Consider the following 20,106-nt stretch of genomic DNA (forward strand, 5'->3'; position numbering starts at 1 on the left):
TAAAATAGTCTATATCAGATCATAATGGTATATTCCCATGTTTCTTAGGATATCTATATTCTCTTTTGTTTCTCAACATTTCTAATGCATTAAGTATTACTTTCCTAGTATCTTTTGGTTCTATTACATCATCTATTAATCCTTTCTCAGCTGCCCAGTATGGGTTAGCAAATAATTTTCTGTATTCAGCTATTTTTTCTTTCAATAAATCATCTGCGTTACTAGCATTTTGTAAATCTCTCCTATATAATATCCTTACAGCACCTTCTGGTCCAGTTACTGCAATTTCTGCTGATGGCCATGCATAAACTAAATCTGCTCCTAGACTTTTGATGCTCATAGCTATGTGGGCACCACCATATGATTTCCTTAATATTACTGTTACTTTTGGAACAGTAGCTTCTGCAAATGCATACAACATTTTAGCTCCATGTCTTATAATTCCTTTATATTCTTGATCTGTTCCAGGTATGTATCCTGGAGTATCTACTAAGCTAACTAAAGGAATATTAAATGCGTCACAGAACCTAATGAATCTTGCAGCTTTATCCGCTGCGTCAATATCTATTGCAGCGCCCATATAGTTTGAATTATTAGCTACTATTCCTACTACATTGCCTGCTATTCTAGCAAATCCTACTGTAATATTTTGAGCCCAATGCTTATGCACTTCTAAGAATTCACCATTGTCTACAATCCTATAAATTACTTCTCTGATATCAAATGGTTTAGCAGAATCTGTTGGAACTATACTTTCAACTTCTTTAACTTCTCTATCAGCTGGATCACCTAAATCCATATATGGAGGTTCTTCCATATTATTTGACGGTAAGTATGACAATAATTTCTTAGTTATATTTATAGCATCTTGTTCATTTTCAGCTAAGAAATGAACAACACCGGATTTTGTAGCATGAATCACTGCTCCACCTAAATCTTGGAATGACACTTCTTCTCCTAAGACTACTTTAGTTATTTCTGGTCCTGTAACAAACATATAATAAGCGTCTCCTTTAATCATTATAATGAAATCCGTTAACGCAGGAGAATATACTGCACCTCCAGCTGCTGGTCCAGCCATAATAGTTATTTGTGGAACAACACCAGATGCCATAACATTCATCTTAAATACTTGTCCATATCCTTCTAGCGCTACTGCGCCTTCTTGTATTCTAGCTCCTCCAGAATCATTTATGCCTACAATTGGTGCTCCTACTTTTAACGCCAATTCGTAAACTTTGCCTATCTTATTTGCATGAGTTTCTCCTAACGTTCCGCCTAATTCAGTAAAGTCTTGCGAATAAGCAAATACTGTCCTGCCTTCTACTTTACCCCATCCTGTCACTACTCCATCTCCATACATTTTCATTTTATCTAAACCGAACTCTGTAGCCCTAGTCGTAGCAAAAGTCATCACTTCACTAAATGACCCTTCGTCAAATAGCAAAGCTAATCTTTCTCTTGCAGTTAATTTACCTTTAGCATGTTGTGTTTTTATTTTATCTTCTCCACCGCCTTGATATGCTTTTGCTTTCATATTCCTTAATTCTTCAATTAACTTATCCATTTCGGATTTTTGCTCTGACATATATCTCACCTATACATATGATGAAATGTTTATTAAATTTTTACTTTTTATACATTAGAATTTATCTCAAAAACATTTATTTTATAATAAGTAATACATCTCCTTTCTTTACTCCTTGGCCTTGTTTTACCATTATTTTTTCTACAATGCCTGCTATAGGAGCTGATATAATAGTTTCAGATTTCATAGCTTCTACAGAAAGTAATGGTTGACCTTTATTAACTGCATCTCCTTCTTTTACTCTTATCATTACTATTCTCCCTTGTAATGGCGAAATCACTTCTCCTTCTTTTCCTTTTATCATTTCCTCAACTGATTCTCCTTCTTGAGTTGGAAGTTCGGCTAGTCTTTCCAATTTAAATACACTATTATTATCTATTAGTAAATATCCATTGTCTATGAATACTTTATGAATTTCGCCATTTATCTTAAATAAATACTCATTCTCCCTAGTTCCTTTACCTATATATTCTATGTTAAATTCATTAGCTTCAGTTTTAATAGTGTCTTTATTATCTTTAGAATCCATTGCCATCAGATAGGTATCTCCAGTTTCTGAATAAACTCTGAATAATTTCATTACCACATCACCCTAGGAGAAGATTGGGACATTAAACCATACGTCTTCCATCCTGATTTATTCTGTGACTTCTGTTGATTATTTGTTTGTGTCATCCTCATTAATCCTCTGTTTTGCATTTCCAAAGCTAAAGCTGCTCTTAATTCCTCTTGGTATTTTAAGTACTTTACAAAAGCCTCAGTCTTCTCAGCTATATATGAAGTACTAAACTTACCTTCTTGGAAATCAGGTTCTCTCATTATCCATTTATATAATTCTATAGTAGTTTTTACTCCACCAATTTTGTAATCGTTTAATGCTCTAATTCCTGCTTGTATAGCGTAAGGTCTACTTTCTCCATATACTATTAATTTTGATACTAAGGAATCATAAAATGGTGGTACCCAGCTACCAGAAGTGATCCCACTATCTACTCTTACTCCTGGTCCTGTAGGTTCTTTATAATAAGTAATAAATCCTGAGCTTCCAGTAAAGTTATTTAGAGCATCTTCTGCATTTATTCTATATTCTATAGCTGCTCCTCTAACTCTTCTATTTAGCTCTTCCTGAGTAAATGGCAAATGCTCTCCAGCAGCTATATTTATTTGCAATTTAACTAGATCTATTCTAAATATTAGTTCTGTAGTAGGATGCTCTACTTGTAATCTTTTATTTAATTCTAAGAAGTAAAAGTCTCTTGTTGCATCTGAAAAGGCTGTCTCAAAAGTACCCATTGTGAAATAATTAATTAGTTGTCCATATTTCATTATAGGCTCAAACATTCTTTCTCTTTCTTCCATCTTTAATGCAGGAGAAGGAGCTTCTTCAATCAATTTTTGATTTCTTCTTTGTATAGTGCATTCTCTTTCCCATGCAACGACGTAATTACCATATTTATCTCCTATTAACTGAAATTCAATATGTCTTGGATTAACTGCATATTTCTCAATATATAGATCTGCTTTTCCAAATGCTTGATATGCTAATCTCTTATTTCTTTCCCATACATCAACTAATTGATCTGGAGTATCTACTCTAGTTATACCTACTCCTCCACCACCGCTAGCAGCTTTTACCATAATTGGATATCCTATTTTTTCTGCTAATTTCAAAGCCTCATCTAAAGATCCAACAGGACCGTCCGAACCTGGAGCTACTGGCACACCTGCTTGTTTAGCTACTCTTTTACCATCTAACTTATCTTTTATTTTGTTCATTACCTCTGAAGACGGACCTATAAACGTAATACCAGCTTTCTCTACAGCTGCTGCAAAATCAGCATTTTCTGATAGGAATCCATATCCTGGATGTATTGCATCTACATGTGCTTTTTCTGCTGCGTCTACTATATGATCTATGTTTAGATAACTATCTAAAGCTGGAGCTTTGCCTATATAATAGGCTTCATCTGCGTATTTAACGTGAAGTGCGTATTTATCTGCTTCTGAATATACTGCTATTGCTGTCATTCCCATTTCTTTTATTGCTTTCATTACTCTTACTGCAATTTCTCCTCTATTAGCAACTAAAACTCTACCAAATGGAGGCATTTATATCCCATATATTATAGTTTATATGGGTTTAAAAAGTTTTTATTTTAGTAAATTTAGACTATTAATAAGATAAAGATAGATTATAAAATATTACTAACTTTCCTTAAACATAAAATTGTCTTTATTTCAAAAAATTAAGAAAGAAAATAAAAATAGATCAGGGTTCGCGCTTGTCTTCACGGATCAGTTCCCGGATTCCACATCATTTTCATGCTGCATATACTCCTTCTTCTGCTACATATTTCTTCCTAGCTAGATCCATCATCCTTCTTGTAAATACAATGGAATAAATAACTACTATAATAGCAAATAATAAAGATAACCATCCTACTAACGCTAAGTTTCCTTGATTATCTGCTACTGCCAATGCTTTCATAAGTCCATGTTGAACTTCTAATGTTTTACCGTTTATAATATCTTGCCAATATTCACCAATTGCTAATCCTCCCCATGCACTATTTATAGTACTACTCATTCCAGCAATTATATAAGGAAACGTCGCTGGCAATATTACCTTTCTCATTTTTGTCCAGAAGCCTAATTTCATATTTTTCATAACTTCCCAATACTCACTGGGCAGATTCTTTATACCTAACCAGAAGCTATAGAATATATAATAAAATGTAGATAAAAATCCCAGAAGTAATACATAAAACTCACTTGTAAAAGGACCAAATATTGATGATATAGTAGAAAATGTTGCTAGGTATAATAATGGAAAATACGCCGGTGCAGGAAAAGATGCTATAGTTTGTATAATAGGAACAGCAATTCTGTCAGCTATTGGTTTAGTAGCAATATAATAGCCTAAAAATATTGATATTGCGAAAGATACTAAGGCTATAATAGCAACTCTAATATAATCATAACCTATTAAGATAAGATCATAACCAGTACCAGAAATTAGATTTTGCCAAACAGATAAAGGAACATGAGTTACTGTATTATAAATAGAATAACCTATTAATATTAATATCAGTGATCCAACTAGAGTTCCTATCAGTCTGGTTGGAAAATGATGCTTTCTCTCCTCCTCATCTTCTGTTTCTATTCTCCTTTTCATTAAATAAGGAGGTCTAGCAATATACTTCGAAAGTTTAGTAAATGTGGATTTTGCCGCATTAAGTCTGGCTGAATATCTTACTCTTGGTCTTCCTCTTCTAAAGAATGTAGATCTCTCTTCTGTATCTAATCCATATCTTGAGACAGAATATTCTGCGTACTCTCTTAATATTAATACTATAGCAGTTACGAAAATAGCTAATATACCTAAAGAAATTAAAGCGTCAGTATAGTCTCCTTCTGCAGTATAAATAGATATTAAAGTTCCAATTCCGAAAACTTGATAAACATGAGTTCCTACGCTAAATACTTCACTTACTGTTATGTAAAATAACGCATCTGCAAAGCTAGGTATTAAGTTAGCAGCTATTCTAGGTATTGAAAATGGAATATAAAGTCTAGACATTTTTGATAAAAAACCTAATCTATAGTTTTGTGTTACTTCCTGTAAATTTTCTGGAACGGTTTTAAAAGCTTGATATATTCCCATCCATATATTCCATACTACTGCTGTAAATACTAAGAATAATACAGCTGATTCTATTCCTATTTGTCCACCTACTGTAAATACAAAGAATATAAGAACAATAGGAAAGAAAGTTATTACTGGAACGGATTCTAAAACTTCTGCTATAGAAATATAAATATTTTCAAATGTTTTATTTTTTATTGCTACATATCCTAAGAACCAGCCAGTTACTATAGATATTATAATTGTAAGAAAAACTCTTCCTAATGTAGCTAAATTAGCTAGCAAAACTAAGCTAAGATTTATCGTTCTTATCACCAATGCTTTTCTTTTCAATCTGCTTAGTTTGAATAGGAGTAAGCATTGAATACAATTGATCTAAATATGCTTGAAATTTTTCCTCTTTTGGATTTCTAGGTCTTTCTAGATTAATTTTTATATCTCCTATCACGCTAGCAGGTCTACCATTTAATACGTAAACTCTATCTGCTAATTCTACTACTTCATTTAAATTATGTGAGACTAGAACAACTGAACGCAAAGGAGTGTCTTGCCTAAATAGAATAGAATATATTTCATGTCTTAATCCTTCTGCTGTTAATTCGTCTAAGTGTGCAAATGGTTCATCCATCAATAAAACTAAAGGATCTGCTGCCAATGATCTAGCTATTGCTATTCTTTGTCTCATTCCTCCACTCATTTGTTTAGGATAAAATTCTTCAAATCCTTGCAAACCTACGACTTCAAGCATTTTTCTAGCTATCTTATCTTCTTCTTCCTTTGGAAGCTTTTTGTATTTTAATCCAAGTTTTACATTTTCTAAAGCTGTTAACCAAGGAAATGTAGCTATTGATTGATGAATCAAAGAAATTTTAGGAGTTGGTTCTGTAATTTTTTTTCCTAATAATCTTACTTCTCCCTTTTCAGGCTTGATAAATCCACCAAGAATTCTTAACAGCGTAGATTTACCTATTCCAGACGGACCAACTATAGCTACAAACTCGCCATCCAAAGTAGCAATGTTTATATCTTCGAATACTCTATATCCTCCTTCGTAGCTAAACGCTATGTCTATCGCTTCTAGGATTCTTCCAACTCATCTCCCCGTTTAATCCTAAGATTAATTTCTTAAAAGCTTTTTTCTTAAAAATTGATATGAATGAAACTCTACAAAAGGAATTTGTAGTTAAACCTGAAAATTCTGCGTCTTACGTTTCTAGTGGTGCCGTAAATGTACTTTCAACTCCTTCCATGATAGCTTTTATGGAAGACGTATCGTTTAATTTGCTACAGAAGAAATTAAAAGAAGGATTAACTAGCGTTGGGTTTCACATAGATGTAAAGCATTTGGCTCCAGCACCAATAGGAAGTAAGATAATAGTCAAATCTAAGATTATTTCTGAAGAAGGAAAGAAAGTCACGTTTAAAGTAGAGGCATATTATAATGAGAAGAAGATAGGAGAGGGAATTCACGAGAGAGTAATAGTTAATGAAAAAGAATTTATGAAAAGGGTGGAATAAAGTAAATATACCCTTCTTTTTCATCTTTTCTTACTTTTACTGCATAACCTTCAGATATTAATCTTCTTATAACATCGCTTCTTTTGACTTGTCTTATTGAAAATTCTTTGTTATAATATTTTGCTATGATTCTTGCCATATCAAAAATCACTAGATCGTTAGAATATATATCCTTACATATGCTCTCTGGTAAGTATCCTTTTTCTTTTAGTATAGATTTTATTGGCATTGCACCTGCTTTTATACATAAATCTATATCGTCCTTTATTTTAAGACTTATTAATTTTTTAACAGTATCTCTATCTATTCCTAGTTTAGCTATTTTTACTCCTTCGAATGGTACGCCGTATTTTATTTGATAATGTAATTTCAGAGCTTCTTTACTTTCTTCTTTACCTAAAGCTTTTAATACTCTATATAGAGCGAATGATATCCACCTAGCGTTATTTATTACTTCATTAATATCTTTAGGAGTGAGTTTTTTACATAATTCTGATATATCTTCTCCATTAGCCCATTTTTTTATTAATTCATCTCCGCACTTACAGCCTCTTAAAGATTGTATTATAGCATTAGTTGAAGCTATGCTAGTGTATAAATCGTTAGAAATCTGAAATCCTTTTAATGCATCAATATCTATGTAACTTAGGGATACTGCTTCTCCTAAAGGTGTAAGATAAATTCTATTTTTCTTTTCTTCAACTAAATTAGTATTTACAAGAACATTTATTGAGTTTTGTAGATCATTTTCATTTATATTATTAAATTTTAAGCTATCTCTAGCTATAGCAAGAAGTTCTTTTTGAACTACACCTTTATTCCAACTTATAATTGCAAGAGATAAATCCTCTAACTTATATTGGGTTAATGATTTTCCATATGATTTAGTGAAATACTTTAATCTAAATTGTTCTGCGTTTCTGATTGATGTTGCTATTATTATTGACATACCTTCTTTGTCAAAACCAGGCCTTCCTGCTCTTCCAGCCATCTGTTTATATTCCATTAAGTTAAGGTCTCTCCATCCTTTCAGATTTCCTTTTTCATCTGAATCAGGCAATGAAGTATCATAAAATATTGAGGCGTATACTGGTAAGTTAACTCCTTGACCTAATGCCGTTGTTGATACTATTACATTAATTTCGCCATTCTTTAGCATTTCTACTATTTTTCTCCTTTCATCATAGGGTATTCCACTATGATATGATGACGATTTATATCCAAATTTTCTTAAAGTTTCAGCTAAATTTTCTGCTGATTTTCTACTTTTAACAAAAATTAATGCATTTTTACCCTGATCAATTATATATTTTAGGGTTGGCAATAAAATTTCTAGCTTGTCTGATCTTATTCCATTTAAAGGATTTAATGGAATACTTAGATCATTATCGTAACACCTTATAACGTATGGATATGCTATGCATTCATGTAATGGAACTGATCTTTTTGTGTATTCTATTACTTCTGCTTTTAGCCATTTCCCATATTCTTGAATATTAGGTAATGTAGCACTAAGGCCTACTATAGGTATTTCGTTATACTTAGCCCACAATACGATATTTTCTATAGCTAACCCTCTATCACTTTCCACATTATGTAATTCATCAATTATTATTACTCCTACATTTTTTAACCATGAGTAATTATGTCTTATTGCACTATCAAATTTCTCATAAGTAGCAAGTAATGAACTTGAAGAGAAATACCTTAAATCATCCTCATATACATCAGAATCTACATATTTTACATCTCTCTTATCTTTTATTGTATCATAAACTTCTCTAGACAATGCTTTAAGCGGAGAAACATAAACTGAAATTTTGTCGCTCTCTAAAAGGAGTTTCTTAGCTAAATGCGTTTTACCTGATCCTGTAGGAGCAGAAATCAGATAATTTTTACCTTGTACATATTTCTCTTCGAAGATTCTCTCAAGTTCGTTCAATGTTATAAAGAATTATGGAAAAGAAAAATTAAAGGCTTAGGTAAATCCAACCTTCGGATTGCTTACGTACTACTTCTCCAACTCCAGATTGAACTATTTTAATACCAGAAATTAAACTATTCGAATCAATATTTAACGAGTTAATACTATTCATACATCCTACTACAACTATTCCCTTGTTAATTAAATCCATTATACTGTTTTCTAATGGAGAATCTTTTACTAATGATCTTATTGCAGATTGATGAAATACAACTTCTATTTGCACATCTTTTAAGTCATTATATAAATTTATTACAGACTTTATAGACTGCGGTGCTTTATCTAAATCTTTAACTTGAACTATAACTCTATACATAATCTACTTTAATAATTAACACCATTTAATACTTAACCAATATTCCATAAATTAGACATTATTAAATATTTTATCAAAAATTTTAATTAATTCCTTCTATGTCAATTCCTAACTCTCTCGCTAGTTCCCTATATCTATTTCTTATTGTTACTTGTGTAACTCCAGATACTTCAGCAATTTCTCTCTGCGATCTTCTATCTCCATTTAGGTTTGAAGCTATGTAAACTGCAGCAGCTGCTATGCTTGCTGGATCTTTACCTGACGTTATACCTAGTTTTTTGGCTTTATCAACTATTTCTAAAGCAGCAGTCATGGATTTTCCTGCTAATCCTAGTAATGATGATATTTTCATTACTTGATATTTTGGATCACTAGCTGGTACTTCTGTTATATCCTCTCTTAATAATAATCTATAAGCTTTGCCTACATCTTTCTTACCTGCTGATGTATAGTTGGCTACATCATCTAATGTTACTGGAATATTTGATTTCCTACAAGCTGCATATATTGCTGCCGCTACTACTTCTTCTATGCTTCTTCCTTTTATGAGCTTTTTATCTAATGCTTTTCTATAGATTATTGATGCTTCTTCTCTTACTGATTTAGGTAACCTTAATTGATCTGATATTCTTTCTAGAATTGTCATTGCTTTAACTAAGTTTCTCTGTTCTGAACTGCCTATTCTTGATCTTAATTGCATTTTTCTTAATCTCATTGCTTTTATTCTATCCTTAGCTTTGATATCCATATCTGTTGATAATCCCATATCGTGAACTGTAAGACTTATAGTTCCTGCTCTACTTCTTTCTCTATTTTCTTCTTCAGTGTATGCTCTCCATTCTGGTCCTTGGTCAACTACTTTCTCTTCTAATACTTCTCCTGTTTCTGTGCAGATGTATTCTCCTCTGTCAGCGTCAAAGACTATTTTGTCTTTTGGGCATATTACTTCACTCATGCTTGTCACAGATCTATTAATATTGTAATTCACATTAATAAACTTTTCTTGATTTTGTTACAATAAACAAAATATATTTCATTTATTAAATTAAATTCGTTTTCACTTTTCTTAATATCTATAGATAATTCTGAATCTTCATTTAATTAATAAAGTTAACTATGTAAAATGATTGTTAAATACAGTTTCATTTATAATGCAAAGAGGCTAACATTACAAATATGATTCAAGATAAAATATACAATTTATATAGTACTAGGATTTAATTACTAGAATATAATCTAAGTGCTTAAATAACTTTTTATATGACGTATAAAGAAATCCTTTATATTTTTATAATCTCAAAATAATAGATGATACAGAAATGCGATACACAGTAGAATTTTCCACTTCTCACGAACCAGAAGCTCTTAATATAATTTTAGCAGATGCTACTTTTGTCATACCTCTTATATTCCAACCTATAAAAAATGTAAAAATTAATAATAGTTCATTTGAAGGATGCGGAAAATTTCTAGGTTTTAATTTTTGTTTGTCTGGAAATGTATACAAAACAACTAACACGGTAAAATATGTTTTTGTAATGAATAAAGGTGGTTCTGCTACACTTGAGTTTACGTTAGAGAAGGGTAAAGTTAACGTAGTATTTGATTATAATGGTTGGATGGAAAGACTATCCAAAATATATATTCCTAGATGGTTTAAGAGTTTTAAAGATAATTTCGAAGAAAAAGTAAGATTAAAAAGAATAGAGAGGAAAATCTAAATTTTCAATAATGCTATATATTTACAAAAAATGTATTTATTAAAAGTATTGTTATATCTTTTTAAAGCAGAATAAGAACAAATTCTTCTATATAAAAAATTTCTCATTTTTCCTGTATGATTGAAACTCTAAATATTTAATAAGCCTTCTACATGAATAAATAATATCATTGTTGATAATGCTATTAGAATTTTTTCATTAAAATCATTTATTACTAGCAGATCTTTTTCTTTAATTTTAATCCTTTTCTTTTTTCCAATTCTTAGTTCTCCTTTTCCTTTATGCACTATCAGAGATATATTATCTTCTTTTCTAAAAACTAATTTCTCTCCTGCATCTAAATTCATTGCAAAGTCGGCTGAATTATGTGAAAAATACACATATTTATTTTCTACTAATTTTTGCATAGGTTGAATTTAATGAACTAATATATTTACTTTTTCCTTATTTAGGTTTACAACTGTTTACAATTTTGCCAGATTTAACAATTAAAGATAAACATTTTTAACTTAGTAACATAAAATAAAAATAAATTTATCATACTAAGTAATAATGAATCTCATTAACAGTGTGAATTATAGTTAATAAAGATAAAGAGAGTTATTATTTATTATTCATCATTGTTCAAAATCTATTATGGTTAGATATTCTTGGATGATAGGTGGAGCACAAGGATTAGGTGTAGATACCTCTGCAACAATCTTCGGGAATGCAGTAGCAAGAGCAGGATATTATCTATATGGAAATAGAGAATACTATTCTAACATAAAGGGAAGACATAGCTATTTTCAAGTTGTATTTAGCGAAAAACCGATAAATAGTATTTCTTCTAATGTTAATGTTCTAGCTACCTTTGACGCAGAGACAATATTTCAACACTTTACTGAAGTAACAGATTTCATAATTTATGACAGGAACTTAGAAAATACCACAATAGATATGGTAAAGTCTATGGAACCAGAAATAGCTGAGAACGTTAAAAAAATTCTAGATCAAGAACATCTTGGATATACGATAAAGGATATTATTTCTTATCTAGAGAAGAAAGGAGTAAAAAATATTCCAATTGACTATTTAGAATCATTAAAGAAAATAGCAGGAGCTTACAAATTATCGTTATCAGTGGTTGAAAGATCAAAAAACATAATTGCTGTAGCAACATCAATGAGTTTATTTGGATTTAAGCTAGATTATTTAAAAGATGCAATAAAAAGCCTTTTTAAAAACGATTTATTCGTTAAATTTAACAGTATGGCTGCAGAAATTGGGTATTCTTTTGCATCAAACTCATACAAACTTCAAGAGCTAAAAGTAGATAAACCTAGAGTACAATTAGATGGAAATACCATCTCCGCAATAGGAAAATTAGCTGCAGGATTAAGATTTCAGTCTTATTATCCTATTACTCCTGCAAGTGATGAAAGTACATACATTGAAGCTAATCAAAACTTAGAAATGATAACAGAAGGTGGAGAATTAAGAAAAGGAGGAGCTATAGTAGTACAGGCAGAAGATGAATTAGCTGCAGTAAATATGGCAATAGGCGCAACATTAACTGGAACTAGAGCTGCTACAGCAACTTCTGGACCAGGATTTGCATTAATGGCAGAAGGAATTAGTTGGGCTGGAATGAACGAGGCTCCAGTAGTAATAACGTATTATATGAGAGGAGCTCCTTCTACAGGATTGCCTACCAGATCCGGGCAAGGAGATCTAAAATTTGCATTAAATGTAGGACATGGGGAGTTTCCTAGAATTGTAATAGCATCTGGAGATCATAAAGAAATATTCTGGGACGCAATTTGGGCTTTTAATTTAGCTGAAAAATATCAAACTCCAGTTATACACATTGTAGAAAAAACTTTAGCTAACGCATATTCAATATTTGATGAAGATGAGATTTTAGGTAAAAAAATTGAAATTGACAGAGGTAAAATAGTTAAACCAGAAGGAGAGTTCTTCAAGAGATTTCAAATAACAGAAGATGGAATATCTCCTAGAGCATTCTTAGGTGAAGCAAGTTTATACTATGCTGGAGATGAGCATAATGAAGATGGACATATAACAGAAGGCACATTAAATAGAATAGCTATGTATCAAAAAAGAATGAAAAAACTTGAGACTGCAGATAAGGAAATACCCGAAGAACAAAGGGTGAATATCTTTGGAAATGGCGATAATGTATTATTAACTTGGGGATCGCCAAAAGGAGCTATTTTAGATGCAATGGATGAATTAAAAGATTTTAACGTAATGATGGTGCAAATTAAAATGTTCAATCCGTATCCCAAAAGCTTAATGAGAAAAATTTTAGAAAATAAGAAAAAAATTATAGCTGTAGAAAATAATTATCAAGCTCAAGGTGCTCAAATATTAGCTGAAAATTGTGGTATTTTCCCTACTAATTATATTTTAAAATGGACAGGAAGAGCTATTACTAGAGAAGAAATAATCCAAGGAGTGAAATCAGTTATAGAAAAAGATGAGAAAAGGGTGGTGTTAAGTGCAGAAGCCTAAACCAGTATTTGTTGATTGGTGTCCTGGCTGTGGAGACTTTGGAATTTTAAGGGCAGAAGAAATGGCAATTAAAGAACTAGGTATTGACTCAAAGAGAGTTGTTGTAGTATCTGGAATAGGTTGTTCAGGTAAAATAACACATTTCATTCAAGAACCAATAGGAGGAGTACACACGTTACATGGAAGATCTATTGCTTATGCTACAGGAATAAAATTAGCTAATCCATCATTAGAAGTTATTGTAAATATTGGAGATGGAGATGGCTTAGGAATTGGTATGGGTCATTTTGTTAATGCTGGAAGAAGAAATATTGATATGACTGTAATAATTCATGATAATGGAGTTTACGGATTAACTAAAGGACAAGCTTCTCCTACTCTACATAGAGGAGAAAAAACAAAGAGCTTACCTAGACCTAATATTAATGATGCCGTAAATCCTTTAGCAGTAGCATTAGCATCAGGATATACTTTCGTTGCAAGAGGCTACGCTTATGACATTATGTACCTTAAAGACTTAATGGTGAAAGCAATAAAACATAAAGGATTAGCATTTATCGATGTACTTCAACCTTGTCCAACTTATAATGATATAAATACTAAAGAATGGTACGATAAAAGAATATATAAACTAGAAACTGACCCTTCATGGGATCCTATAGTTAAAAACGAAAATGATGAAAAAGCTAAGTTTGATAGAGCAATGCTAAAGACTTTGGAATGGGGTGATAAAATTCCTATAGGAATATTCTATCAAAATGAATTAGTGCCTACATTCGAAGAAAGGATAATACAAAATGTTCCAAATTATTTAGACTATTATCCTGCAAAACAAGAAATAGAAAATAAAGGTTTAGGAACAACTAAAATTGATGAATTAATAAAAGCAAAAAGGATTTAACATAGTTAAACAAGTTATCATCTTTTTTACTTAAGAAATTTTTTTTAAATAACTTTTCTAAGATAGTTGTATGTCTCAAATAAATATCCTCCAAATAGCTAAAATGGCAGATAAAGAAAGAGAGAATACAATGCAAGGATTGTTTCAACAACTACTAAAAATGTCAGATGATCAAAAGCTAAGTGCACTAAAGTCTCTAATTCAGGAAATGGCTACAAAAGCTTCAGATGATGAATATCTTAACTTATGTAATACTAATTTAAAATTAGCATCAGCGTTACCAGATAATACGTTAAAGGCGTTTCTAAAACTCAGATTACAAGCATCAGCTGAACTACCTAAAGATCTTCACGATAGAGACATACAATTTATTAATAAAGTATTACAGTCTGCTGAACCATCAATAAGAGATAAAATTATGAAAAACATGCCAAGCTAATTTATACATTTTTTAAATAAGTTTTACTACATATTAAAATTCTCATTATATGTCATTAAAATAAATTTGTCTAGATATAAGATAATACATTTATTAAAAATATAAATATAATAATGAAAAGCTTAATTATACTTTATATATCGTTTTTCTATTTTATACGTCAGAATATTGTCCTTGCAGCGTAGCTTATACTTTCATTTGTCATTGGATGCTGATCTGCATAATTTGCCATTTCTCTAGCAGTTAACCCATTAGCTACTGCAGTACCTATCTCATTAATTAAAGCAGGTGCATCAATTCCTATTATCCATCCTCCTATTATTCTAAGTGACCCTTTTTCAAAGAATAATCTTATTTCTCCTTCTGCTTCATCATACATTTGTGCTCTGGAGTCTTTTGTCAGAGGATAAGATGCTTCTATTATCTCTATTCCTCTTTTCTTAGCTTCTTCCGGCATAATACCAATATATGATACTGTAGGAATAGTGAAAATTGATATAGGGACGTTTTGAAAATCCATATAGTCAATGGGCGATCCTGCTAGTATATTATGGGCTGCCACTAATGATTGTCTAACTGCAGAATGGAAAAATGGCGAGATACCATTAATATCTCCTGGGGCATAAACATTTTTTACATTAGTTTGAATTGTTTCATCAACCATTATTCCCTTTCTCCCTATGGCAATTCCTAGTTTTTCTGTTCCTTTCGGATATACAGGTTTTCTCCCTGTAGCTAACATTACTAAATTAGTGTTTATTGTTTTCTTTTCTGATTTTTCTGAATATATTACTTGATACTCATTATCACTAATTTTCTTAACTTCAATTACTGGAGAATTGAACTTGATATCAATATTTTTATCTAACATTGAAAGTAAAGAATTTACTAATCTAGTATCTACTGATCTCAATACTCTATCTGACCTAACTAGTACATGAACTTTTGATCCTAATGCGTTAAGAATACTTGCAGTTTCTAATGCTATATATCCTCCACCAATTATCACAATATCTTGAGGAAGTTTTCTAATAGATGTCTTATATTTATACAGATCGTCACTAGTTATACAAAATTCTGTACCTGGCATTTTTGGTTTTAAAGGCTCACTTCCAGTTCCTAAGATTAAATACTTAAATTCTACTTGTCTTTGTTTTCCTTGCTCGTTTATTATTGCATGATGATTATCCATTATTTCTACTTCTCCTGTTATAAATTCAACAAAAGTTTCTGATAACTCTTCTTTATGTTGCTTAAATCTAGTTTCTTGTACTTGATCTTTATGATCTTGAATTTTCTCAAAGTTAACTAAATGATTTATTCCTAATAGTTTTGTTGCTCTTAAGTATAAATTTGCCATTTCTCTTATCGTCTTTGATGGAACACAACCTTGATATAAGCAATTACCTCCTAATTCTCCTTTAGGATCTGCCATTATTACGCTCATATATGATTTTGCTAATCTAAATGCTCCGGGATATCCTGCTCCTCCAGCTCCTGCAACTAAAATATCTACCATACACATATTTACGCTATAATATATAAAAAGATTTTATATATTATTAGATATTTATAATGTTTGCATTAAATACGATAAATGAGTTTGGTAAAGTTTTTATTTAACTAAATTAGGTATTATGTATGAATGTTAACCTATATATCCCAGATCCTACTTACGTTCTTTTAGAAAGATTAGCTAAGTCAAGGAATAAAAGTGTAGAAGAAACTATTTTAGATGCTATAGAATTTTACCTATCTTATAGTGAATACAGATAGGTGAACTACTCCACCCTTACGAACGGAGCACCTCACAATGAGGATTTCCTGCTTCTCTGAGGAAACTTGCTATATGCATAAGCGTATAGTAGAGGTCTCCCTCCATAGGCAGTCCCATCCCTCATCAGCCAGCTCTTTCAGCCCAGTAGAACCAAATGAAATTTTTTCGTTTTGTTGAATATAAAAACTTTCTATGAAGGCTATTCATCCAAACCTTACGGATGGAGACTTCCGCCCCCTTAACCTCCATTAATGTTAAATACAATTTAAAAACATAAATAACAATTTCTTCTTGTGATTACTGCATCAGATGCTATTAACATAGCTATTGATGTTTTGGAATTTCTATTCTTTCTAGTCCCTTTAATATTCTTTCTTATGGTTATTAGAGCTAATAGAATAGCGTCTAGCAAAATAAAAGGAAATAAAATAAAGAATAGAATTCCTTCAATATCTTTTGATCAGATTTTTGATCAGAAAAATGTTAAAAATAGGTTAAACGAAATAATAGAGGAAGTTAAAAATGGAAAAACTTATGGTATTATACTATTTGGCCCTCCAGGAACTGGAAAAACTTCCCTCAGTAAGGCGATAGCTAACAAATTAAAATGGAATTTCTTTGAACTAAAGACATCTGATGTGCTTAGTAAATGGTACGGAGAAAGTGAAGTTCTTATAACCACTTTCTTAGATGAAGTGGAAAATAATCAACCAGCTGTTCTTCTAATAGATGAAATTGATAGTTTTACTATGAGTAGAGATAATGATTTGCATGAAGTTACTCATAGATTAATAAATATCCTATTAAATAGAATTCAAGATTTTCATGATAAAAAAGATAAGATATTAATTATAGGAACAACTAATATACCACAGGGTATTGATGAAGCTTTCTTAAGACCAGGAAGGTTTGATGAAGTATTATATGTCCCTCTGCCAGACGAAGAAGGCAGAAAAGAAATTTGGAAGGGATATCTAAATGGTAAGAATATAGATTATGACTTATTAGCTAAGAAGAGTGCTAGATACTCTCCAGCTGATATAAAATTAATTGTAGATGAAGTTGAAGCTTATTGTAAAGAGAAAAATAAAGAATGTACCGATGAGGATTATCTTAAAGCATTAGATGAATATAAACCATCTGTTCAAATTTCTACTTTAATTAAATTTGAAAATATAGCAAAAAAATATTCCAGAAGGAAAGTTAGATCTACGCCTTTTGGAGTTCCAGAGGTAACTTGGGATAGCTTAGGTGACCTGGAGAACGTAAAGCAAATAATAAGAGATTCAATAGAGTTACCATTAAAGAATAAGGAATTTGCTGACAAATTAGGAATAAAACCTGTTAAAGGTATTTTACTCTATGGACCACCTGGAACTGGAAAAACTAGCGTAGCTAAAGCTTTAGCTAATGGATTAAGTGCGTCATTTATTATTTTATCTGGTGAAGAAATTGCTTCAGCTGGACTAAAAGCACCAGAAGTTATTTCTGAGAAATTTAATATAGCTAGGGATAATGCTCCTTCCATAATTTTTATTGATGAAATTGATGCAATAGCTAAAAATAGAATGCTAAACGAATGGAGAAGTGCGTTAACTGAACTTTTGAGTCAGATGGATGGAATTAGAGAGAGTGAAAATATAATAATAGTAGGAGCAACTAATAGGCCTTGGGATTTAGATCCTGCAATACTTAGACCAGGTAGATTTGATAAGTTAATTTATGTTCCTCCCCCAGATTTAAACGGAAGAATAAGCATTTTGAAAGTATTAACTAAAGGATTAGATATTGAAGATGAAATAATATATGAAATAGCAAGAAACACGGAAAATTTTACTCCGGCTGATCTTAAACTCCTTACAGATGAAGTAAAGAGAAACTTACTAAAAGAAGCCTCTCAAACTAAGATTTTAAGGACTAGAGTGGAATATAATGATTTCTATAATGTATTAAAGAATATGAAGCCTAGCGTTGATAGTAGTCTATTAAAAATGTACGAGAATTTTCATCCATGAAATGCAGTAGATAATGGGACGAGAATATACATTAATAATAATATAATACTTTCTCTTATTGAAATATTATTATGATTAAACAATAATAATACTGCTATGTTTGATATTAGTAATGCTATTAATGGATAGCTTAAATCTAAATATAATCCAGAGATATTTGATATCCCTATAATACCAAATACAAATGAACTTATTACTATACTCTCTACTAAGAAACTTAATGTCATTTGAGAACTTATATCTGGACTTTTTAAACTTCCTCTTATAGCTACAATGATATCTTGTATATTTAAAGCTATAGGTAATAAAAATATTGAAAATATCCATTGAGGAAATAATGTAGATGATGAAATAACGAAAGCTTCAGAAGATAACCAAAGTATTACCATACCTAAAGCAAAAAATCCAAAGTCTTTAAACGATAGATGAATATTATTAGAAATATTTCTAATTAAATAGTAGCCAAACACAAATAGCGAAAATATGCCTATAACTATATTTATTTCGTGAATTATAAATATTGAAGCTAAAACTCCTATTATGCTTACTATTATAGGTTTTTGTTGAATTTGAAAATTATTTATAGTTATTTGACTTTTCTTCCATTTTAAAAATACTGTAATACTAACTAAGCTAATTCCTATACTATATATTGTTAACGCAGTAGTGAAAACTGACGAAATAGCTAGGTAATATTCTCTAGAGATTAGAAGTGTAGAAATAACAAGTAGTTCTGGAAAGGCTGATACGATACCTACTATAAAACCATGACCCAAAATTTTTTTACCACTTCTTCCTAAAATATCTCCACCAAAGTAGAATCCAAAGACTGAAAGGATCAAAATAATTATGAGTTCGAAGTAATACACATATTATAAATATGTTTTAGTTCCCTATAAGCTTTAACTTTCAAGGAAAATGTTAAAAATATAATATATTTAGTTTATACGCCTTTAAAAAACAAACTATCAAGATTTACGAAAGATATAGTTAAACAGATGATACTATTTATTATTCTAAAGTAGACATCTATATTTATGAGCAAAGTTATCTCTATCAAAGATACTAATGATGGAACACTAATATATGGACTAGTACCGGCAAAATGTATTGTAGGATACTATAAAGTTAGTATAAAAGTTAAAAGAAGTAAATTAGTTGATAGTAATTGCTCTTGTGGTAGTTCATTATGTCCTCATGCCGTAAAGCTTTATTTATTCTATATGGCTCATTTTAAGAATATGAAAAAGACTGAGAAAAAATAGACTTTTATTGTATTATGATATATTATATTGCGTGGACTTAAAAGAGATCTCAGAGATTTTAGAAAAGTCTGGATTTCATATCTTATCAGTAAGCCCTATAGAAAGAGGATATAGAATATTATTAAAAGAGTCATTAAATATAGATATAGTATATTCTGACCTTATAGTGTACTATTTTAGAAAGATTAATTGCGAAGCGTTAGATGTATATCGAAAAATAGTCAAAAAGAATTCTAACGATATAGTTAGCAGAGGATATATATGTGGATTTTATATTGATAAAAATTATTGCTACTTGGTAGTTATAAAAAAATTAGAAACAACAAGATTGGATAATTTTTGGAATGAATATATAAATATAATAAAAATTGCCGACCTAAGCTTGAAAGAATAAAACGTTTAAAGCTTTAAAAAATTAA

Annotated in this window: 20 protein-coding genes; 9 read left to right on the plus strand and 11 right to left on the minus strand. The window is 30.7% G+C overall.

The genetic code is table 11. The features are described 5' to 3' along the window. Positions 1-19 precede the first annotated feature (19 nt). The 5 genes from B6F84_RS01825 to B6F84_RS01845 all read right to left on the minus strand — a co-directional run bounded on the left by B6F84_RS01825 (position 20) and on the right by B6F84_RS01845 (position 6,252). Positions 20-1,588, minus strand: a complete 1,569-nt coding sequence (locus tag B6F84_RS01825) for an acyl-CoA carboxylase subunit beta (protein WP_148690642.1) — start codon at positions 1,586-1,588, stop codon at positions 20-22. Positions 1,589-1,664: 76 nt separating this feature from the next. Continuing rightward, positions 1,665-2,168: a biotin/lipoyl-containing protein gene (locus tag B6F84_RS01830; protein WP_148690643.1), complete on the minus strand. Its 504-nt coding sequence runs from the start codon at positions 2,166-2,168 to the stop codon at positions 1,665-1,667. Further along, positions 2,168-3,697, minus strand: a complete 1,530-nt coding sequence (locus B6F84_RS01835; RefSeq protein ID WP_148690644.1) for an acetyl-CoA carboxylase biotin carboxylase subunit — start codon at positions 3,695-3,697, stop codon at positions 2,168-2,170. Before B6F84_RS01835 ends, B6F84_RS01830 begins: the two co-directional genes overlap by 1 nt. A gap of 211 nt (positions 3,698-3,908) precedes the next feature. Next, complete coding sequence (locus B6F84_RS01840; RefSeq protein ID WP_236749104.1) at positions 3,909-5,549, minus strand: ABC transporter permease subunit; 1,641 nt, start codon at positions 5,547-5,549, stop codon at positions 3,909-3,911. Then, a complete protein-coding gene (locus B6F84_RS01845) occupies positions 5,527-6,252 on the minus strand; it encodes an ABC transporter ATP-binding protein (protein ID WP_148690645.1) in 726 nt (241 codons plus the stop codon). The genes B6F84_RS01840 and B6F84_RS01845 overlap by 23 nt, the downstream gene beginning before the upstream one ends. A 134-nt stretch (positions 6,253-6,386) precedes the next feature. On the opposite strand from B6F84_RS01845, the gene B6F84_RS01850 reads away from it, so the two are divergent. Further along, a complete protein-coding gene (locus tag B6F84_RS01850) occupies positions 6,387-6,752 on the plus strand; it encodes a thioesterase family protein (RefSeq protein ID WP_148690646.1) in 366 nt (121 codons plus the stop codon). Here B6F84_RS01850 and B6F84_RS01855 read toward each other — a convergent pair. The 3 genes from B6F84_RS01855 to B6F84_RS01865 all read right to left on the minus strand — a co-directional run bounded on the left by B6F84_RS01855 (position 6,733) and on the right by B6F84_RS01865 (position 10,007). After that, entirely contained in the window at positions 6,733-8,694 is a 1,962-nt protein-coding gene (locus tag B6F84_RS01855) for a DEAD/DEAH box helicase (protein WP_236749007.1), read from the minus strand. The two genes, B6F84_RS01850 and B6F84_RS01855, sit on opposite strands and share 20 nt — an antisense overlap. A gap of 28 nt (positions 8,695-8,722) precedes the next feature. After that, complete coding sequence (locus B6F84_RS01860; RefSeq protein ID WP_148690647.1) at positions 8,723-9,052, minus strand: DsrE family protein; 330 nt, start codon at positions 9,050-9,052, stop codon at positions 8,723-8,725. A gap of 82 nt (positions 9,053-9,134) precedes the next feature. Then, on the minus strand, positions 9,135-10,007 hold the full coding sequence (locus B6F84_RS01865) for a transcription initiation factor IIB (RefSeq protein WP_148692803.1): 873 nt from the start codon (positions 10,005-10,007) through the stop codon (positions 9,135-9,137). A 364-nt stretch (positions 10,008-10,371) separates the two neighbouring features. Here B6F84_RS01865 and B6F84_RS01870 point away from each other — a divergent pair, with 364 nt between their 5' ends. Then, on the plus strand, positions 10,372-10,773 hold the full coding sequence (locus tag B6F84_RS01870) for a DUF3211 domain-containing protein (protein WP_148690648.1): 402 nt from the start codon (positions 10,372-10,374) through the stop codon (positions 10,771-10,773). Positions 10,774-10,901: 128 nt separating this feature from the next. Here the strand turns inward: B6F84_RS01870 and B6F84_RS01875 are convergent, their stop codons facing one another. After that, positions 10,902-11,180 (minus strand): hypothetical protein, encoded by a 279-nt coding sequence (locus B6F84_RS01875; protein WP_148690649.1) that lies wholly within the window; start codon positions 11,178-11,180, stop codon positions 10,902-10,904. Positions 11,181-11,409: 229 nt separating this feature from the next. Here B6F84_RS01875 and B6F84_RS01880 point away from each other — a divergent pair, with 229 nt between their 5' ends. The 3 genes from B6F84_RS01880 to B6F84_RS01890 all read left to right on the plus strand — a co-directional run bounded on the left by B6F84_RS01880 (position 11,410) and on the right by B6F84_RS01890 (position 14,630). After that, entirely contained in the window at positions 11,410-13,290 is a 1,881-nt protein-coding gene (locus B6F84_RS01880; RefSeq protein ID WP_236749009.1) for a 2-oxoacid:ferredoxin oxidoreductase subunit alpha, read from the plus strand. Beyond that, positions 13,277-14,191, plus strand: a complete 915-nt coding sequence (locus B6F84_RS01885; RefSeq protein ID WP_148690650.1) for a 2-oxoacid:ferredoxin oxidoreductase subunit beta — start codon at positions 13,277-13,279, stop codon at positions 14,189-14,191. The genes B6F84_RS01880 and B6F84_RS01885 overlap by 14 nt, the downstream gene beginning before the upstream one ends. Before the next feature lie 70 nt (positions 14,192-14,261). Then, complete coding sequence (locus B6F84_RS01890) at positions 14,262-14,630, plus strand: dehydrogenase (RefSeq protein ID WP_148690651.1); 369 nt, start codon at positions 14,262-14,264, stop codon at positions 14,628-14,630. A gap of 160 nt (positions 14,631-14,790) precedes the next feature. Here the strand turns inward: B6F84_RS01890 and B6F84_RS01895 are convergent, their stop codons facing one another. Next, positions 14,791-16,149 (minus strand): dihydrolipoyl dehydrogenase, encoded by a 1,359-nt coding sequence (locus tag B6F84_RS01895; RefSeq protein ID WP_148690652.1) that lies wholly within the window; start codon positions 16,147-16,149, stop codon positions 14,791-14,793. Positions 16,150-16,271: 122 nt separating this feature from the next. Here B6F84_RS01895 and B6F84_RS01900 point away from each other — a divergent pair, with 122 nt between their 5' ends. Together B6F84_RS01900 and B6F84_RS01905 are read left to right on the plus strand one after the other, a co-directional pair. Beyond that, a complete protein-coding gene (locus B6F84_RS01900; RefSeq protein WP_148690653.1) occupies positions 16,272-16,406 on the plus strand; it encodes a ribbon-helix-helix domain-containing protein in 135 nt (44 codons plus the stop codon). 378 nt (positions 16,407-16,784) lie between these two features. Then, positions 16,785-18,422 carry an AAA family ATPase gene (locus B6F84_RS01905; RefSeq protein ID WP_148692805.1) on the plus strand — a complete coding sequence of 546 codons (1,638 nt, stop codon included), beginning with the start codon at positions 16,785-16,787 and terminating at the stop codon, positions 18,420-18,422. On the opposite strand, the gene B6F84_RS01910 is transcribed toward B6F84_RS01905, so the two are convergent. Beyond that, positions 18,413-19,291: a hypothetical protein gene (locus B6F84_RS01910; RefSeq protein WP_148690654.1), complete on the minus strand. Its 879-nt coding sequence runs from the start codon at positions 19,289-19,291 to the stop codon at positions 18,413-18,415. The two genes, B6F84_RS01905 and B6F84_RS01910, sit on opposite strands and share 10 nt — an antisense overlap. A 168-nt stretch (positions 19,292-19,459) precedes the next feature. Here B6F84_RS01910 and B6F84_RS01915 point away from each other — a divergent pair, with 168 nt between their 5' ends. Together B6F84_RS01915 and B6F84_RS01920 are read left to right on the plus strand one after the other, a co-directional pair. Further along, a complete protein-coding gene (locus tag B6F84_RS01915; RefSeq protein ID WP_148690655.1) occupies positions 19,460-19,687 on the plus strand; it encodes an SWIM zinc finger family protein in 228 nt (75 codons plus the stop codon). A 31-nt stretch (positions 19,688-19,718) separates the two neighbouring features. Beyond that, the gene (locus tag B6F84_RS01920) at positions 19,719-20,081 is read left to right on the plus strand and encodes a hypothetical protein (RefSeq protein ID WP_148690656.1); all 363 of its coding nucleotides are present in this window, start codon (positions 19,719-19,721) and stop codon (positions 20,079-20,081) included. The last annotated feature ends 25 nt before the right edge of the window (positions 20,082-20,106 follow it).

The sequence above is a fragment of the Acidianus manzaensis genome (genome assembly GCF_002116695.1).
Taxonomy (GTDB): Archaea; Thermoproteota; Thermoprotei_A; order Sulfolobales; family Sulfolobaceae; genus Acidianus; species Acidianus manzaensis.

Excerpts from the sequence above, each read along its gene's own strand:
- B6F84_RS01835 (WP_148690644.1), bottom strand. The coding sequence starts at position 3,697 with ATGCCTCCATTTGGTAGAGTTTTAGTTGCTAATAGAGGAGAAATTGCA.
- B6F84_RS01860 (WP_148690647.1), bottom strand. The coding sequence starts at position 9,052 with ATGTATAGAGTTATAGTTCAAGTTAAAGATTTAGATAAAGCACCGCAG.
- B6F84_RS01890 (WP_148690651.1), top strand. The coding sequence starts at position 14,262 with ATGTCTCAAATAAATATCCTCCAAATAGCTAAAATGGCAGATAAAGAA.
- B6F84_RS01865 (WP_148692803.1), bottom strand. The coding sequence starts at position 10,007 with ATGAGTGAAGTAATATGCCCAAAAGACAAAATAGTCTTTGACGCTGAC.
- B6F84_RS01830 (WP_148690643.1), bottom strand. The coding sequence starts at position 2,168 with ATGAAATTATTCAGAGTTTATTCAGAAACTGGAGATACCTATCTGATG.
- B6F84_RS01895 (WP_148690652.1), bottom strand. The coding sequence starts at position 16,149 with ATGGTAGATATTTTAGTTGCAGGAGCTGGAGGAGCAGGATATCCCGGA.
- B6F84_RS01880 (WP_236749009.1), top strand. The coding sequence starts at position 11,410 with ATGGTTAGATATTCTTGGATGATAGGTGGAGCACAAGGATTAGGTGTA.
- B6F84_RS01875 (WP_148690649.1), bottom strand. The coding sequence starts at position 11,180 with ATGCAAAAATTAGTAGAAAATAAATATGTGTATTTTTCACATAATTCA.
- B6F84_RS01900 (WP_148690653.1), top strand. The coding sequence starts at position 16,272 with ATGAATGTTAACCTATATATCCCAGATCCTACTTACGTTCTTTTAGAA.
- B6F84_RS01905 (WP_148692805.1), top strand. The coding sequence starts at position 16,785 with ATGGTTATTAGAGCTAATAGAATAGCGTCTAGCAAAATAAAAGGAAAT.
- B6F84_RS01825 (WP_148690642.1), bottom strand. The coding sequence starts at position 1,588 with ATGTCAGAGCAAAAATCCGAAATGGATAAGTTAATTGAAGAATTAAGG.
- B6F84_RS01850 (WP_148690646.1), top strand. The coding sequence starts at position 6,387 with ATGAATGAAACTCTACAAAAGGAATTTGTAGTTAAACCTGAAAATTCT.
- B6F84_RS01915 (WP_148690655.1), top strand. The coding sequence starts at position 19,460 with ATGAGCAAAGTTATCTCTATCAAAGATACTAATGATGGAACACTAATA.
- B6F84_RS01870 (WP_148690648.1), top strand. The coding sequence starts at position 10,372 with ATGCGATACACAGTAGAATTTTCCACTTCTCACGAACCAGAAGCTCTT.